Source organism: Streptomyces sp. JLYT201 (assembly GCF_059448825.1).
Map to the genome: position 1 here is coordinate 5,240,688 of NZ_CM182551.1, position 17,929 is coordinate 5,258,616.

A 17,929-nucleotide genomic window follows, 5' to 3' on the forward strand; every position below is an offset into this window, starting at 1 on the left:
GCGGCAGCCCCCGGAGCGGGAAGGGGCGGGCCTGGGGCGCCCCGCGAGGGCCCACGGAAAACGCCACGGCACCTCCGCCCCCGACGAGCCAGAATGACCCCGTGCGGTATCGAGTCCTGGGCGCCACCGAGGCGTACGACGATGAGGGAGCCCCCGTCCCGGTGGGCGGCCCCCGCCTGCGCGCCCTCCTCGCGGCCCTGGCCGCCCGCGCGGGCCGCACGACCCCCGTCGGCGCCCTCGTCGACGACATCTGGGCGGACGCCCCGCCCGCGGACGCCCCGGCCGCGCTCCAGGCCCTCGTGGGCCGTCTCCGCAGGGCTCTCGGCAAGGACGCCGTCGCGTCGGAGCCCGGCGGCTACCGCCTCACCGCCGCCCCCGACGACGTCGACCTCCACCGCTTCGAACGCCTGGCCCGCGAGGGGACCGCCGCCCTGGACCGGGGCGAGCCCGAAGCGGCCGCCCGCACCCTGCGCGAGGCCCTCGCCCTGTGGCACGGCCCCGCGCTCGCCGACCTGCCCGACCGCACGGCCGCCACCCGCCCGGAGGCCCGGCGCGCGGAGGCCGCCCGCGCGCGGATCGAGGCGGACCTGCTGCTCGGCCGGGCCGCGGACGTCGTACCCGAGCTGCGGGAGCTGACCGCCACCCAGCCCTACGACGAGGCGCTGCACGCCCTGTTGATCCGGGCGCTGCGCGCCGCGGGCCGGGGCGCGGACGCGCTCGCCGCGTACGAGCACGCGCGCCGCACCCTCGCCGACGGGCTCGGCGCCGACCCGGGCCGGGAACTGCGGGCGCTGCACGCGGAGTTGCTGGCGGAGCCGGTGCCGGAGGAGGGCGGGGCTCCGGAAGGGGGCGGTGCCTCGCGGGCGGCCGCCGGGGGAGGCGCCCCCGTCGTGCGGGCACGGGCCGACGACCCTGAACGGGCACTTGCCCGCGCCGAACGGGCTCCGGGGCACCCCGAGCGGGCACTTGCCCACGCCGAACGGGCGTCTGCCCACCCCGAGCGGGCACTTGCCCACCCCGAGCGGGCGCCTGCCCACTCCGAGCGCGTTCCCGGGCGGCCCCCCGGGCGGCCCCCCGAGCGGAAGGGGAACATCCGCCCCCGTCTGACCTCCTTCGTCGGCCGGGAACCCGAACTCGCCGCCATCCGTTCGGACATGCGGAGGGCCCGACTGGTCACGCTGACCGGACCGGGCGGCTCCGGCAAGACCCGCCTCGCCGAGGAAGCCGCCGCCGGGCATCCCAGCGCATGGCTGGCCGAGCTCGCCCCGCTCGACCGGCCGGAGGCGGTCCCCGGCGCGGTCCTCAGTGCGCTCGGCCTGCGCGAGACCGTGCTGATCACGAGCGAGCTGACCGCTCCGCAGGACGACCCCGTCGCCCTGCTCGTCGAGTACTGCGCCCCGCGCAGCCTGCTCCTGCTCCTCGACAACTGCGAACACGTCATCGGCGCCGCCGCCGAACTCGCCGAGACCCTCCTCACCCGCTGCCCGGACCTCACCATCGTCGCGACCAGCCGCGAACCGCTGGGCGTGCCGGGCGAGTCCGTGCGCCCCGTGGAGCCGCTGCCGCCCGACCCGGCGCACCGCCTGTTCACCGAGCGGGCCGCGGCCGCGCGCCCCGGCTTCGACGCCACCGCGGACGCCGCGGCCGTGGACGAGATCTGCCGCCGTCTCGACGGCCTGCCCCTGGCCATCGAGCTGGCCGCCGCCCGGCTTCGGCTGCTCACGCCCAGGCAGATCGCCGACCGCCTCGACGACCGCTTCCGCCTGCTCACCAGCGGCTCCCGCACGGCCCTGCCCCGCCAGCAGACCCTGCGGGCGGTCGTCGACTGGTCCTGGGACCTCCTGGACGAGGCCGAGCGCACGGTCCTGCGCGAGGTCTCCGTCTTCGCGGGCGGCTGGGACCTGGAGGCCGCCGAGGCCGTGTGCACCGGCCCCGCCGCCGACCTCATCGGCGCCCTCGTCGACAAGTCCCTCGTCGTCGCGACCCCCGGCGCCGGACCCGAGGACCCCGACATGCGCTACCGCATGCTGGAGACCATCCACGAGTACGCGACCGAGCGCGCCGCCGAGACCCCCGCCGCGCGAGCCGCCGAGGACCGCCACGGCGCGTATGTGTGCGCCCTCGTGGAGCGCGCCGAGCCGCTGCTGCGCTCCGCCGGTCAACTGCCGTGGATCCGCCGCCTGGAGGCCGAGCTCGACAACATCCGCGCGGCCCTGCACCGCGCCGTCGAGCGCCGGGACGAGGAGCGGGCCACCGCCCTCGCCCTCGGCATGGGTTGGTTCTGGTGGCTGCGCAACTACCCGACGGAGGGCTCGGACTGGGTCGGCCGCGTCCTGGGCGCCATCGCGCGGCCCGAGCCCCCGCAGGCCGCGGCCGAGCCGTCGCCCCTCGCCGCCTCCCCGCTCGCCCCCGGCGCCGCCGGGCTCGACGCCGACCTCGCCGACGAGGGCCGCCCGGGGTACTGGCCCCGGATGGCCCTGCGGATGCTGCACCTGTTCCTGACGGTGGAGGCGCGGCCCGCGGACGTGCTCGCCGACGACGACGCCCGGCGGTACATCCGCCGCGTCCGGGAGACCCTGGCCCGGTCCGTGCCCGCGAGCGGCCGCTTCCCGGGGCTGCTCTGGCCGTTCACGATGTACTTCCTCGACGAGCCGCACAACGTGGTGCCGGCCCTGGACACGGCGGTCGCCAACTGCCGGCGCTTCGGCGGCGACTGGGAGATCGCGGTCACCCTGATGTTCCGGGTGCACACCGTCATCGACCGGCCCGGCCTTCTCGCCGGGGTCGACGAGGACCTCAAGGAGCTGCGCACGCTGAGCGGACGCGTCGGCGACCGCTGGCTGCGCGCGCAGGTCAGCAGCGCGGCGGGGGAGGCGGCGATGTCCCGCGGCCACCACGCGGAAGCGCGCCGGGAGTACGAAGAGGCGCTGCGCCTCGCGCACGAGGTGGGGGCGCACGCCGAGACCACCTTCCTGATCGCCCGCATCGCCGAGATCGCCTACCGCGAGGGCGACCGCGAACGGGCCGCCAAGGGCCTGGACGAGGCGAGCGCCCAGGCCGACCGGTTCGGCGTCCCGGACGCCCGCGCGTTCGTCTGCATGATGCGTGCCTCCCTGGCCATCGACGACGGTGACGTGGTGCGGGCCCGCGCCCTGTGCGACGCCGCCCGCAAGGAGGGCGAGCGCGGCACGCTGCCGCCGCAGTTCGGGGCGGGCCTGGGCAATGTGGAGGCCCGGGTCGCCGCTGCCGAGTCGGGCCCCGAGGCCGGGCTCGCCGTGCTCGCCGACGTACTGCGCGACGCCTTGCACCACCACTGCTCGGAGCCGGTCACGGCCAGCCTGGTGGACGTCGGCGCCGCGCTGTTCCTGCGCCTTCGCGACCACGCCCGCGCGACCCGCCTGCTCGCCCGCGCCACGCGCTGGCGGGGCGGCCACGAGCGCTCCGTGCCGGAGCGGGCCCTGGCCGAGGGGGTCGAGACCGAGGCCAGGCAGGCCCTGGGGCCGGTGGCCTACGAGCGGGAGCGGGCTGCGGGCGCCGCGCTGACCGTCGACGAGGTCCTGGCGGAGCTGGCCCCGCCGCGCTGAGCGCTCAGGTGCAGCGGAGGCGGGACTGCGCCCAGTCCGCGAGGGCCACCGAGTCGAAGTGCGTATGCGGCTCGACGACCAGACGGATCGTTTTGCGGCCGGTCAGACCGACCCGTACGGGCACGGCCGGATCGCCGCCCTTGACCAGCTGCGACTGCCACAGGCGCACCCCGTCGGCGTAGACGGAGAACCGCACCTGGCCGAGGCGCATCGTCATGTCGTCGACGCCGACGAGCGCCTCGTACGAGGAGCACGTGCGGTTGAGGTCGATGGTCACGGAGGAGGATCCGTGCACGGTCACGCCGTGGCCGTACCGCTTGTCGCCGATGGACATGCCCCAGCGCTGCCACACCCAGCTGCTCTCGCCGAGCCGCATCTCGGGCTTCGTGCCGTCGCCGGTGAGGCCGTACTCCAGCTCGTTCCACTGGTAGACGACCGGTGCGGGGGGCGGCGTCGGCGAGGGGGTCGGCCGGGGCGTGGGCGTGGGCCGGGGCGGCGTCGGCCGGGGCGCGGGCGGCGGTGGCGGCTTCGGCTTGGGTTTCGGCGGTGGCGGCTTCGGCGTCGGCTTGGGAGCGGGCTTCGGCGGGGGCTTCGGCTTGGGCTCGGCCTTCGCGGGCGGCGCGGGCTTCGGCCGTGGCGGGGGCGGCGGCTCCGGCTTCGGCAGCGGCTTCGAGGGCGGCGGATTGCGGGGGATCACGGGCGGCTGTGCCGAGGTCGGCTGTGGCTTCGCCTCCGGCGGCTCCTTCTTGTCCGGGCCCCCGGCGAGCGCGACCGCCACGGCCACCCCGGCCGCGACGACACCCGCCACGATCCCGACCTTCGCCGGGGTGCCGAGGCCCTCGGCGGCCGCGCCGCCCCCGGCCGCTCCGGCGCCGCCCGAGCCGCTGCCCGCGGCCGCGCCCGCGGCACCCGCCGCGCCCGCGCCCGCGACGCCGCCCCCGATGAGGGCGGCCACCTTGCCGTATCCGGCGGCACCGAACCAGCCGATGACGGCCACCGGCACGACGGCGGGGATGCCGCTGGCGACTTCCTTGATCTGGCCCGCGGCGAGACGGCAGTTGGCGCACTCCTCCAGGTGCTTGCGCAGGCCCCGCTCGGCGCGGGTGCGCAGGCCGCCGCGGGCGTAGGCGCCGAGCCGGTCGGCGTAGCGCGCGCACTCCTCGCTCTCGGTGAGCGTGGCGCTCACATGGGCCTGGAGATAGGCCTGCTTCAGGCCTTCGCGGGCGCGGCTCGCGAGCACGCGCGTGCCGTTGGCGTCCAGGCCGAAGAGCGTGGCGACGTCGCTCGGCGACTCGTCCTCGACCTCCGTGTGCCACAGCACGGCCTGCCAGCGCTCGGGCAGGCTGCGGAAGGCCTGCATGGCGAGCGACTGCTCGGCCTCGTGCATGGCCCGCACGTCGGCGCCCAGGTCCAACGTTTCGTCGTCGGACACCTCGGAGCCCCGGGCCGCCTGGGCGGCGAAGACCGCGAAGTCGTCGACGAGCTGCTCCCGCTTCGCCGACTTCGTCCACCCGGCGGCGACGCGCCGCACCGTGGTCAGCAGATAGGCGCGCACCGCGTGCTCGGGCCCCGAGCCGGACCGCACGGCCTGGAGCATCCGCGCGAACACCTCGGCGGTGAGGTCGTCCGCGGTGTGCGCGTCCCGGCAGCAGGTGCGGGCATAGCGGCGCACCGCGTCGGCGTGCCTGCGGTACAGCTCCTCGTACGCGGAGTCCTCGCCCGCCCGCATCCGGGCGATCAGATCGGCGTCGGGGGGTGGCGAAACGTCACCGCCACGAGCGCCGGGCGCGGCCTCCGCGGCGGACGAGCCGCTGCCGCGCTGGGGCGGCACGCTCGGGTCGGGTCCGGGCACACCGGAGTTGGCGGCGGCGCCGGACGCGGAGCCGCTCGTGCCCCCGCCGCCACCGCTGCCGCCGGGGCCGCCCTGGTTCGGCACCTGCCGGGAGGGCAGCCCGCCCGACTCGCCACCGGTGGAGCTGGGCTCGTCCCGTCCGTCAACACTCATCGCGGAAAGCCCCCGCATGCACACTCAGACCCGGACACCGGGAAAGAGTGCCACACGGTCGCGCCCCGTCGAATAGGGACGACGAGCAACCACCCGTCCGGGGCGAGTTACCGCAACCGAGCGCTACCGTTCACCCATTCGGGGAATGCTCAACTCCTGTGCCTGTCCGTGGAGTTGAGCATTCCGAGGCCGTGGAGGCCCGAACGGGTGTTTACGAAGGCCGCGACCGCAGCCCCTCAAGGAGGATGTCGAGGAGTCGGGACGAGGCCGCGGCCTGCTGCGCCGCGTCCGGCAGCGAAGGTGCCGCCGTCGCTATCACGAGCAGCACGTCGGACACGGTCACGTCCGCGCGCAGCTCACCCGCCGCCCGCGCCCGCTCCACGAGCCGCCCGACCACGTCGAGCAGCGCCGCGGCACCCGCGTCGTCGCTCTCCCTGGCCGGAGCGGACCGCTGCTCCACCAGTCGCAGCTCCGGCGAGAGCGCCGGAGGCACCTGGCGCTGCTGCGGCACCCGGACCTCGGCGGCGTCCGCCACCCTGGTCCCGTCCACCGCGTCCGCGCCGTCGGCCCCCTCGCCCTCGTCCACGCTCACGCGCAGCACCTGGGGCGGAAGGAGCCGTCCCGCGCCCGAGGCCACGGACGTCCGCAGGAAGCGCGAGAGCGCCGACCACGGTTCGTCCTCCTGCCCGAGTGCCGCGCGGGCCTGCTCGGTCAGCCGGGAGGTCTCCTCCTCGGCTATCCGTCGCACCAGTACGTCCTTGCTCGGGAAGCGGCGGTAGACCGTGCCGACTCCGACGCGGGCCCGCCGTGCCACGTCCTCCATCGGCGCGCCGTACCCCAGCTCGCCGAAGACTTCGCGCGCCGCGCGCAGGACGTGCTCGAGATTCCGCTGCGCGTCCACGCGCAGCGGCGTCGTACGCGCTACGTCCCCCACTTCCCGTCCGTTTCCGCCCGAGGCGACGGCGGGTGCCGACGCTGTCGCGGAAGTCCAGTGAGAGTCCTGAATGTGCATATGTGTTCCCCCGGTAATGACGTCTCCCCCCGGAGACACTCCCCGCCATGTGATGACCGGCGTGTGAGGAGCGAGCTGCGCACGAACCCGGCAAACCGGACTCGACGAGCGCATCCCCCGACACCCCGACGTCACACGAACATAGTTGAGCCAGAGTCAATTCAGAAGGGGTGGGTTCCGCACGGGGTGCCCCCCGATCGGAGTACGCACCGTTTCCCACCCGATTGCACCCTGCGCCACCACCCTGCCACCACCCTCTGACCTGCGCACATTCCACCCGTTCCGCCAAGCGGAGCGGCTGCTGCCAACCTAGGCTTCCAGTCATACAAATTGCTGAGCCTGTGGACAAACGCGAAGTGCGGGTGCGTCATGGGATGGTGACGGAACCTGTGCGCATTCTCGTTGTCGGCGGTGGCTACGTCGGGATGTACACCGCGCTGCACCTCCAGCGGAAACTCAAGCAGGAGCTGCGGCGGGGCGAGACGGAGATCGTCGTGATCTCGCCCGATCCGTATATGACGTACCAGCCGTTCCTGCCCGAAGCCGCGGCCGGCTCGATCTCCCCGCGCCACGTCGTCGTCCCGCTGCGCCGCGTCCTCGACCGGTGCCGCGTGGTCGTCGGCGAGGTCACCTCGGTCGACCACGCCAAGCGCACCGCGTCCTTCACGACGCTCGCCACCCGCGAGGAGGGCACGGGCCCCCTCGCCCTCACGTACGACGAGCTCGTACTCGCCCCCGGCTCCATCTCGCGCACCCTGCCCGTGCCCGGCCTCGCCGACTACGGCATCGGCTTCAAGACCGTCGAAGAGGCCATCGGACTGCGCAACCACGTCATTGAGCAGATGGACATCGCCTCCTCGACGCGCGACCCCGCCGTCCGCGACGCCGCCCTGACGTTCGTCTTCGTGGGCGGCGGCTACGCGGGCGTGGAGGCGCTCGGCGAGCTGGAGGACATGGCCCGCTACGCCGCGCGGTACTACCACAACGTCAAGGCCGAGGACATGAAGTGGATCCTCGTCGAGGCCTCCGGGCGCATCCTGCCCGAGGTCGGCGAGGAGATGGGCAAGTACACGGTCCGCGAGCTGCGCCGGCGCAACATCGACGTACGCCTGGAGACCCGGCTCGACTCCTGCGAGGACCGCGTCGCCGTCCTCAGCGACGGCGCCCGCTTCCCCACCCGTACGGTCGTGTGGACCGCGGGCGTCAAGCCGCATCCGCTGCTCGCCGCCACGGACCTGCCGCTGACCGAACGCGGCCGCCTGAAGTGCACCGCCGAGCTGTCCGTCGACGGCGCCCCGCACGCGTGGGGCGCGGGCGACGCGGCCGCCGTCCCCGACGTCACCGCCGAGCAGCCGGGCACCGAGTGCGCGCCCAACGCCCAGCACGCCGTGCGCCAGGCCAAGGTCCTCGGCGACAACATCGCCGCCGCACTGCGCCAACAGGCCCTCCAGGAGTACCGGCACAAGTACGTGGGGTCCGTGGCCTCCCTGGGACTGCACAAGGGCGTCGCCCACGTCTACGGACGCAAGCTGAAGGGCTACCCTGCCTGGTTCATGCACCGCGTCTACCACCTCAGCCGGGTGCCCACCGTCAACCGCAAGTCCCGCGTGCTCGCCGAATGGACGCTGTCCGGCCTGTTCAAACGCGAGATCGTCTCCCTGGGCTCACTGGAACACCCGCGCGCGGAATTCGAACTCGCGGCCGGGGGAGAGCGCCCGAAGGAGTCCTGATGACCTCCGGCCGGAACTGCCCGAGCAGCACCGGCGTCTGACGGATGTCAGTCCGGTCGGCCAGACTGGACGTGTGACCATGAGCGGGCCCGCAAGAGGGCATCCGAGACGCGAGGGCCCGCTCCACGCCATGCTGTGTCTTCCCGGGAGGCGGCGCCGCACGCCGCACCGCCACCGGCCGAACGCCCGGCCGTACACCCCCGCCCGATCCAGAAGCGACACCACGAGGCCTACCGCAGTGAACTTCACGCGCTGGAGCGCCCGGCTCCCCGGAACACAGCGCCGCGCCGCGGCGCGCACCGAGACCGGCGGCTCCCCGGCACAGCGAGGCGAGAGCTCCGTCCCCGCGGCCCGCGCCGAGCGCGTCGCGGAGCACCCCACCGAAGGCGTCGACGCCCCCGACGGCGTCGACGGGCTACCCGCCCGCGAGGTCCTCGACAGCATCCCGGCCCTCGTGGCCCTCGTGCACGGCCCCGACCACCGCATCGCGTACGTCAACGACGCGTACGCCACGGCGTTCGGCCCCCGCCCCACCGGCGTCCCCGCGCGCGAGGCGCTGCCCGAGCTGGAGGAGGTCGGGCTCCTGCCGCTCCTGGACCAGGTGCTGCGCAGCTCCAAGCCGCGCACGGTCAAGTCCCGCAAGGTGCCCGGAGGCCGTTCGTACACGTTCACGTGCACCCCCGTGTCGCTGCCCCTGGGCGGGCCCGCCACGGACGCCCAGGACGGCGGGGTGCTGGTCTTCGCCGCCGACGTCACCGACCACGCCGACGCCGCCGAGCGCCTGCGCGCCAGCGAGCGCAGCCAGCGCGAGACCGCCGTGACGCTGCAACGCTCGCTGCTGCCCCAGGAGTTGGAGCAGCCGGACGACCTGCGCATCGCCGCCACGTACCAGCCCGGCGGCACCGAGGCCGCGGTCGGCGGCGACTGGTACGACGTGATCACGCTCGGCGGTGGCCGCACCGCCCTGGTGATCGGCGACGTCATGGGGCGCGGCGTCCGCGCGGCGGCCGTCATGGGCCAGCTCCGCACGGCCGTGCGCGCCTACGCCCGCCTGGACCTGCCGCCGCACGAGGTCCTGCAGCTCCTCGACGGCCTCGCCGCGGAGATCGACGCCAGCCAGATCGCCACGTGCGTGTACGCCGTCCACGATCCGAACGAGGGCAGCCTGTCGTACGCGTCGGCGGGCCACCTGCCGATCCTCGTCCGCGACGAGAACGGCACGATCCACCGCGCGGACGAGCCCACGGGCCCGCCGCTCGGCACCGGCGGCTGGCTGCACGCCTCCGGCTCCGTGCCGCTCGGCCCCGGCTCCACCGCCGTGCTGTACACGGACGGACTCGTGGAGCGCCGCAGCGAGGACATCGACGAGGGCGTGGCGTCCCTGGAGCGGGCCCTGGGCGGCGCCACCGGTACGCCCCAGGTGGTCTGCGACCGCCTGATCCGGGCCCTGGGGGTCACCGCCGACCACGACGACGACGTGGCGGTCCTCGTCCTCCAGCAGCCCGCCCGCACCGGAGCCGACGCGGAGCTGTTCCGCAACGCGGCCCTGGAGCTGCTCGGCGGCGTGGAGGCGGCCCCACGCGCGCGTGCCTTCGCCACCGGCGTCCTCGCCAGCTGGCGGTTCCCGCCGGAGCTGCTCGACCTGGGCGTCCTGGCCACCAGCGAGCTCGTCGCGAACTCCCTTCAGCACGGCACCCCGCCGATGCGCCTGCGGCTGCGCCGCACCGACCGCCGGTTGATCATCGAGGTCACCGACGGCGACGACCACCTGCCCAGGCGCCGTCGCGCCGAGCCCGCGGACGAGGCGGGCCGGGGCATCGCGATCGTCGCCACGATCGCTTCGAACTGGGGCTCGCGCCGGACGCCCGGCGGCGGCAAGGCCGTGTGGTGCGAGTTCGCGCTGCCGCGCGCGTAGTCCCTGATACGACGACGCGCGCGGGGGCGATGCCCACGCGCGCGTAGCTGACGATGTGCCCGACCGGCCCCTTAGGAGTGGGCGGTCACGGCCTCCGGGGCGCTCTGGGCGACGACCCGGCTCTTCTGGGCGTACGGGTGGTTCTGCGCCGGCGTGAGGCGCTTGCCGAGCCGCAGCGCGAGCACCGTGATGCCCAGCGAGAAGAGCAGGAACGTCACGACGTACGGAGCGTGCAGCGTGGCGCCCATGGGCCCGCCCACGGCCGGGCCGACCGCCAGGGCCAGCTGCTTCACGAGGGCGAAGGCCGAGTTGTACCGGCCGACCATCGACTCCGGCGCCAGATCGGCGACCAGCGGCGCCACGGTCGGCGCGAGCATGGTCTCGCCGATCCCGAAGAGCGCGTACGTCGAGATGAAGGCGGCGGTGGCCATGGCCTGGCTGCCGTGGCCGAGGCCCGCGTAGCCGGCGGCGATCCACGCCACGGCCCAGATGAGGCCCACGGCCGCGATCACCTGCGAGCGCCTGCGGCGCTCGACGAACCGCAGGACGGCGAACTGGGCGACCACGATCGCGCCGGTGTTGGCGGCGAGCGCGATGCCGAGCGTCGACGGCGAGATCCCGGCGGCCTCCACGCCGTACGCGGACAGACCGGACTCGAACTGGCCGTAGCAGGCGAAGAACAGCACGAAGCCCAGGACGCACAGCTGGAGCATCACGGGGTTGCGGAAGACGTCCTTCATGCTGCCCCGGGCCTGCGGCGCGGCGTCCGCGATCCGGGGCGAGCGCGGCATGCGCGTGGTCAGCATGACGCCGACGAGCACCAGGAAGATGACGGTCTCGATGGCGAAGAGCAGCGTGAAGTCGCTGGGCCGCTCGTGCTTGACCAGCTGGCCGCCGATGAGGCCGCCGACGCCGAGGCCCAAATTCTGCAGGAAGAACTGAGTGGCGAACGCGCGCGTGCGGGTGTCCGGCGTGGAGCACTCGACGATCATCGTCGCGAGCGCGGGCTGCATGACGGCCTGGCCCGCGCCCAGCGCGCCCGCCGAGAGCAGTACGAGGGGGGCGTCGGCCGCCAGGCCCAGGCTCAGGGCGCCGACGGCGGCGGTGAGCAGGGCGGCGATGAGGACGGGCAGCGGCCCGCGCCGGTCGATGGCCCGGCCGGAGAACGGCAGCACGATGAGCGCGGCCACCGCGAAGGCGGCGAGCACGAGGCCCGCCGTCACGGCGCCGAGGTCCCGGACCTGCGCCACGTACACGTACAGGAAGGGGACGGTAAAGCCGAGGCCGAACGCGCTCAGTGCGTTGCCCACGTGGATCCGGCGCATCGCGGCGCCCATCGCCATGGTCACTTTCACCTGCCTTAGGAGTGAAGACTTCAAAGCTAAAGTTAGGAGCTAAACAATACACACTGAAGGACTTCGATGCCAACCACGCCCGTGCCATACTGCGCCCATGGGTGACACCCCCGGCCCCACAGAGCCGACACTCGAAGAGCAGATCGCCGCCTACCAGCGCGAGTTCCAGGACCTCGACCCCCAGGTCGAGAAGATCGTCTCGGCCCTCGGCCGCCTCAACCGGCGGATGAACGTCGCCTACGGCCGCCAGACCGCGACCCTCGGCATCAGCAACGCCGAGTGGGAGGTCCTCAAGGCACTCGTCCTCTCCGGCGCCCCCTATCGGATGGGCCCCGGCGAGCTGGCCAAGCGCCTCGGCCTCACGCCCGCCGCCATGACCCACCGCATCGACCGCATGGTGAGCGAGGGCCTGGTCACCCGGGAGCGCGACGAGTCCAACCGCGTACGGGTGATCGTGGAGCTCACCGGCGAGGGCCGGGAGAAGTGGCTGGAGGCGATGCGCCTCGCCACGGTCTTCGAGGAGGACCTCCTCCAGGACCTGTCCGCGGCCGAGCGGGGCGTCCTGGGCGAGGTGCTCACGCGCCTGCTGCGCCGGGTGGAGCACGCCCAGCCGGACGCGGGCGGGCGTCTCAACGACCTCGACTGATGTTCACGGAGCCGGGGGTTGACAGTCCCCCGCCCGGTCCGTAAGGTACTTCGAGTTGTCGCGGGGCCGTAACGGTTCTGCGACAGCGCATCTCGCCGCTGACGCGGCACCCAAACACCAGCACGACCTCCCCACGGGACTGATTTCGGCATGTCCGAATTCAATTCCAGGGTGCGATTATGAATCGCCGGGAGAATCCGCTAAAGTTTGGGACGTCGGAACGGCCCAACGGCCGGGAAGACAGCCCAAGTTGACTGGGAATCGGGCCCGAAGGGATCTGATAGAGTCGACACCGCCGGAAGGCCGAGAGGCCGGAAAGCACCGAGGAAATCGGAACGGACCGGGAAGCCGGAAAGATCTGATAGAGTCGGAAACACGAAATACCGAAGGGAAGCGCCCGGAGGAAAGCCCGAGAGGGTGAGTACAAAGGAAGCGTCCGTTCCTTGAGAACTCAACAGCGTGCCAAAAGTCAACGCCAGATATGTTGATACCCCGTCTGCCGGACATCAGTTCCGGCGGCGAGGTTCCTTTGAAAAAGTCCTCCCGCCGATGTGTGGGAGGCGCACAGCGAGGACGCTGTGAACGACCGGGATTATTCCTCCTGGTTGTTCCGCTCTCGTGGTGTTGCACCCGATTACGGGTACACATTCACGGAGAGTTTGATCCTGGCTCAGGACGAACGCTGGCGGCGTGCTTAACACATGCAAGTCGAACGATGAAGCCCTTCGGGGTGGATTAGTGGCGAACGGGTGAGTAACACGTGGGCAATCTGCCCTGCACTCTGGGACAAGCCCTGGAAACGGGGTCTAATACCGGATATGACACGGGATCGCATGATCTTCGTGTGGAAAGCTCCGGCGGTGCAGGATGAGCCCGCGGCCTATCAGCTAGTTGGTGAGGTAACGGCTCACCAAGGCGACGACGGGTAGCCGGCCTGAGAGGGCGACCGGCCACACTGGGACTGAGACACGGCCCAGACTCCTACGGGAGGCAGCAGTGGGGAATATTGCACAATGGGCGAAAGCCTGATGCAGCGACGCCGCGTGAGGGATGACGGCCTTCGGGTTGTAAACCTCTTTCAGCAGGGAAGAAGCGAAAGTGACGGTACCTGCAGAAGAAGCGCCGGCTAACTACGTGCCAGCAGCCGCGGTAATACGTAGGGCGCGAGCGTTGTCCGGAATTATTGGGCGTAAAGAGCTCGTAGGCGGCTTGTCACGTCGGTTGTGAAAGCCCGGGGCTTAACCCCGGGTCTGCAGTCGATACGGGCAGGCTAGAGTTCGGTAGGGGAGATCGGAATTCCTGGTGTAGCGGTGAAATGCGCAGATATCAGGAGGAACACCGGTGGCGAAGGCGGATCTCTGGGCCGATACTGACGCTGAGGAGCGAAAGCGTGGGGAGCGAACAGGATTAGATACCCTGGTAGTCCACGCCGTAAACGGTGGGCACTAGGTGTGGGCGACATTCCACGTCGTCCGTGCCGCAGCTAACGCATTAAGTGCCCCGCCTGGGGAGTACGGCCGCAAGGCTAAAACTCAAAGGAATTGACGGGGGCCCGCACAAGCGGCGGAGCATGTGGCTTAATTCGACGCAACGCGAAGAACCTTACCAAGGCTTGACATACACCGGAAACGGCCAGAGATGGTCGCCCCCTTGTGGTCGGTGTACAGGTGGTGCATGGCTGTCGTCAGCTCGTGTCGTGAGATGTTGGGTTAAGTCCCGCAACGAGCGCAACCCTTGTCCCGTGTTGCCAGCAGGCCCTTGTGGTGCTGGGGACTCACGGGAGACCGCCGGGGTCAACTCGGAGGAAGGTGGGGACGACGTCAAGTCATCATGCCCCTTATGTCTTGGGCTGCACACGTGCTACAATGGCCGGTACAATGAGCTGCGATACCGCGAGGTGGAGCGAATCTCAAAAAGCCGGTCTCAGTTCGGATTGGGGTCTGCAACTCGACCCCATGAAGTCGGAGTCGCTAGTAATCGCAGATCAGCATTGCTGCGGTGAATACGTTCCCGGGCCTTGTACACACCGCCCGTCACGTCACGAAAGTCGGTAACACCCGAAGCCGGTGGCCCAACCCCTTGTGGGAGGGAGCTGTCGAAGGTGGGACTGGCGATTGGGACGAAGTCGTAACAAGGTAGCCGTACCGGAAGGTGCGGCTGGATCACCTCCTTTCTAAGGAGCACTTCTTGGCTGCCAGCTCTGCTGACAGTCCAGAGGCCAGTACATCAGCGAATGTCTGATGCTGGTTGCTCATGGGTGGAACGTTGACTACTCGGCACACTTGACCTGCTTCTCTTCCCAGTACTGCTTCGGCGTGGAACGGAACGAGGAGGGGCGAGGGTGTCGGGCACGCTGTTGGGTATCTGAGGGTGCGGGCTTTGTTCCTGACCTCAGTGCCGACCCCAGTGCACTCACTGGTTCTCCAGTGGGGTGATGGGTGGTTGGTCGTTGTTTGAGAACTGCACAGTGAACGCGAGCATCTGTGGCCAAGTTTTTAAGGGCGCACGGTGGATGCCTTGGCACCAGGAACCGATGAAGGACGTGGGAGGCCACGATAGTCCCCGGGGAGTCGTCAACCAGGCTTTGATCCGGGGGTTTCCGAATGGGGAAACCCGGCAGTCGTCATGGGCTGTCACCCACCGCTGAATATATAGGCGGTGTGGAGGGAACGCGGGGAAGTGAAACATCTCAGTACCCGCAGGAAGAGAAAACAACCGTGATTCCGGGAGTAGTGGCGAGCGAAACTGGATGAGGCCAAACCTCAAGCGTGTGAGACCCGGCAGGGGTTGCGCTTGGGGGGTTGTGGGATCTCTCTTTCACAGTCTGCCGGCTGTGAGACGAGTCAGAAACCGTTGATGTAGGCGAAGGACATGCGAAAGGTCCGGCGTAGAGGGTAAGACCCCCGTAGTCGAAACGTCAGCGGCTCGTTTGAGAGACACCCAAGTAGCACGGGGCCCGAGAAATCCCGTGTGAATCTGGCGGGACCACCCGTTAAGCCTAAATATTCCCTGGTGACCGATAGCGGATAGTACCGTGAGGGAATGGTGAAAAGTACCGCGGGAGCGGAGTGAAATAGTACCTGAAACCGTGTGCCTACAAGCCGTGGGAGCGTCGGAACAAGGCTTGCCTTGTTCTCGTGACTGCGTGCCTTTTGAAGAATGAGCCTGCGAGTTTGCGGTGTGTTGCGAGGTTAACCCGTGTGGGGAAGCCGTAGCGAAAGCGAGTCCGAATAGGGCGATTGAGTAGCGCGCCCAAGACCCGAAGCGGAGTGATCTAGCCATGGGCAGGCTGAAGCGGAGGTAAGACTTCGTGGAGGGCCGAACCCACCAGGGTTGAAAACCTGGGGGATGACCTGTGGTTAGGGGTGAAAGGCCAATCAAACTCCGTGATAGCTGGTTCTCCCCGAAATGCATTTAGGTGCAGCGTCGTGTGTTTCTTGCCGGAGGTAGAGCACTGGATAGGCGATGGGCCCTACCGGGTTACTGACCTTAGCCAAACTCCGAATGCCGGTAAGTGAGAGCGCGGCAGTGAGACTGTGGGGGATAAGCTCCATGGTCGAGAGGGAAACAGCCCAGAGCATCGACTAAGGCCCCTAAGCGTACGCTAAGTGGGAAAGGATGTGGAGTCGCAGAGACAACCAGGAGGTTGGCTTAGAAGCAGCCACCCTTGAAAGAGTGCGTAATAGCTCACTGGTCTAGTGATTCCGCGCCGACAATGTAGCGGGGCTCAAGCGTACCGCCGAAGTCGTGTCATTCCAGCATGAGGGCCAACGCCCGCTGGGATGGGTAGGGGAGCGTCGTGTGCCGGGTGAAGCTGCGCCGGAAGGCAGTGGTGGACGGTTCACGAGTGAGAATGCAGGCATGAGTAGCGATACATACGTGAGAAACGTGTGCGCCGATTGACTAAGGGTTCCTGGGTCAAGCTGATCTGCCCAGGGTAAGTCGGGACCTAAGGCGAGGCCGACAGGCGTAGTCGATGGATAACCGGTTGATATTCCGGTACCCGCTTTGAAACGCCCAATATCGAGCCCATTAATGCTAAGGCCGTGAAGCCGCCCTGGAGCCTTCGGGCAAAGGGGAGTGGTGGAGCCGCCGGTCCAAGGTGGTAGTAGGTAAGCGATGGGGTGACGCAGGAAGGTAGTCCAGCCCGGGCGGTGGTTGTCCCGGGGTAAGGGTGTAGGACGTCAGGTAGGCAAATCCGCCTGACATTGAGTCTGAGACCTGATGCCGAGCCGATTGTGGTGAAGTGGATGATCCTATGCTGTCGAGAAAAGCCTCTAGCGAGTTTCATGGCGGCCCGTACCCTAAACCGACTCAGGTGGTCAGGTAGAGAATACCGAGGCGTTCGGGTGAACTATGGTTAAGGAACTCGGCAAAATGCCCCCGTAACTTCGGGAGAAGGGGGGCCACACCCGGTGACGGCACTTGCTGCCAGAGCTGGGGGTGGCCGCAGAGACCAGCGAGAAGCGACTGTTTACTAAAAACACAGGTCCGTGCGAAGCCGTAAGGCGATGTATACGGACTGACGCCTGCCCGGTGCTGGAACGTTAAGGGGACCGGTTAGTCACTCTTCGGGGTGGCGAAGCTGAGAACTTAAGCGCCAGTAAACGGCGGTGGTAACTATAACCATCCTAAGGTAGCGAAATTCCTTGTCGGGTAAGTTCCGACCTGCACGAATGGCGTAACGACTTCTCGACTGTCTCAACCATAGGCCCGGTGAAATTGCACTACGAGTAAAGATGCTCGTTTCGCGCAGCAGGACGGAAAGACCCCGGGACCTTTACTACAGTTTGATATTGGTGTTCGGTTCGGCTTGTGTAGGATAGGTGGGAGACTGTGAACCCGGTACGCCAGTATCGGGGGAGTCGCCGTTGAAATACCACTCTGGTCGTGCTGGATGTCTAACCTGGGTCCGTGATCCGGATCAGGGACAGTGTCTGATGGGTAGTTTAACTGGGGCGGTTGCCTCCCAAAGGGTAACGGAGGCGCCCAAAGGTTCCCTCAGCCTGGTTGGTAATCAGGTGTTGAGTGTAAGTGCACAAGGGAGCTTGACTGTGAGACTGACGGGTCGAGCAGGGACGAAAGTCGGGACTAGTGATCCGGCGGTGGCTTGTGGAAGCGCCGTCGCTCAACGGATAAAAGGTACCCCGGGGATAACAGGCTGATCTTCCCCAAGAGTCCATATCGACGGGATGGTTTGGCACCTCGATGTCGGCTCGTCGCATCCTGGGGCTGGAGTCGGTCCCAAGGGTTGGGCTGTTCGCCCATTAAAGCGGTACGCGAGCTGGGTTTAGAACGTCGTGAGACAGTTCGGTCCCTATCCGCTGTGCGCGTAGGAATATTGAGAAGGGCTGTCCCTAGTACGAGAGGACCGGGACGGACGAACCTCTGGTGTGCCAGTTGTTCTGCCAAGGGCATGGCTGGTTGGCTACGTTCGGGAGGGATAACCGCTGAAAGCATCTAAGCGGGAAGCCTGCTTCGAGATGAGTATTCCCACCCACTTGATGGGGTAAGGCTCCCAGTAGACGACTGGGTTGATAGGCCAGATATGGAAGCCTGGTAACGGGTGGAGTTGACTGGTACTAATAGGCCGAGGGCTTGTCCTCAGTTGCTCGCGTTCACTGTGTTGGTTCTGAAACCACGAACAACCCCATGCCCGTAGGGTGTGGTGCGGTAGTTCAC

At 69.3% G+C, this 17,929-nt stretch carries 7 protein-coding genes and 2 rRNA genes; 6 read left to right on the forward strand and 3 right to left on the reverse strand.

From position 1 onward, the window contains the following. Positions 1–101: 101 nt before the first annotated feature. Positions 102–3,584 carry an AfsR/SARP family transcriptional regulator gene (locus tag AC5WAM_RS21875; protein WP_495518551.1) on the forward strand — a complete coding sequence of 1,161 codons (3,483 nt, stop codon included), beginning with the start codon at positions 102–104 and terminating at the stop codon, positions 3,582–3,584. A gap of 4 nt (positions 3,585–3,588) precedes the next feature. Here AC5WAM_RS21875 and AC5WAM_RS21880 read toward each other — a convergent pair whose 3' ends face one another. Next, positions 3,589–5,589, reverse strand: a complete 2,001-nt coding sequence (locus tag AC5WAM_RS21880; RefSeq protein ID WP_495518552.1) for a sigma-70 family RNA polymerase sigma factor — start codon at positions 5,587–5,589, stop codon at positions 3,589–3,591. A 211-nt stretch (positions 5,590–5,800) separates the two neighbouring features. Next, the gene (locus tag AC5WAM_RS21885) at positions 5,801–6,601 is read right to left on the reverse strand and encodes a TetR/AcrR family transcriptional regulator (RefSeq protein ID WP_138960507.1); all 801 of its coding nucleotides are present in this window, start codon (positions 6,599–6,601) and stop codon (positions 5,801–5,803) included. Positions 6,602–6,975: 374 nt separating this feature from the next. On the opposite strand from AC5WAM_RS21885, the gene AC5WAM_RS21890 reads away from it, so the two are divergent. Both AC5WAM_RS21890 and AC5WAM_RS21895 read left to right on the forward strand, forming a co-directional pair. Next, positions 6,976–8,331 (forward strand): NAD(P)/FAD-dependent oxidoreductase, encoded by a 1,356-nt coding sequence (locus tag AC5WAM_RS21890; protein ID WP_366790944.1) that lies wholly within the window; start codon positions 6,976–6,978, stop codon positions 8,329–8,331. A 238-nt stretch (positions 8,332–8,569) separates the two neighbouring features. Next, positions 8,570–10,246 carry an ATP-binding SpoIIE family protein phosphatase gene (locus AC5WAM_RS21895; protein ID WP_366790945.1) on the forward strand — a complete coding sequence of 559 codons (1,677 nt, stop codon included), beginning with the start codon at positions 8,570–8,572 and terminating at the stop codon, positions 10,244–10,246. Between the two features lie 71 nt (positions 10,247–10,317). Here AC5WAM_RS21895 and AC5WAM_RS21900 read toward each other — a convergent pair whose 3' ends face one another. After that, on the reverse strand, positions 10,318–11,583 hold the full coding sequence (locus tag AC5WAM_RS21900) for an MFS transporter (protein WP_495523628.1): 1,266 nt from the start codon (positions 11,581–11,583) through the stop codon (positions 10,318–10,320). A 115-nt stretch (positions 11,584–11,698) separates the two neighbouring features. On the opposite strand from AC5WAM_RS21900, the gene AC5WAM_RS21905 reads away from it, so the two are divergent. From AC5WAM_RS21905 to AC5WAM_RS21915, 3 genes are all read left to right on the forward strand, one after another. Then, positions 11,699–12,247: a MarR family winged helix-turn-helix transcriptional regulator gene (locus tag AC5WAM_RS21905; protein ID WP_366790946.1), complete on the forward strand. Its 549-nt coding sequence runs from the start codon at positions 11,699–11,701 to the stop codon at positions 12,245–12,247. 647 nt (positions 12,248–12,894) lie between these two features. Continuing rightward, positions 12,895–14,420: ribosomal RNA gene (locus AC5WAM_RS21910) — 16S ribosomal RNA — on the forward strand. A 312-nt stretch (positions 14,421–14,732) separates the two neighbouring features. Continuing rightward, positions 14,733–17,853: ribosomal RNA gene (locus AC5WAM_RS21915) — 23S ribosomal RNA — on the forward strand. The 16S and 23S rRNA genes sit together here, the layout of an rRNA operon. Positions 17,854–17,929: the final 76 nt, after the last annotated feature.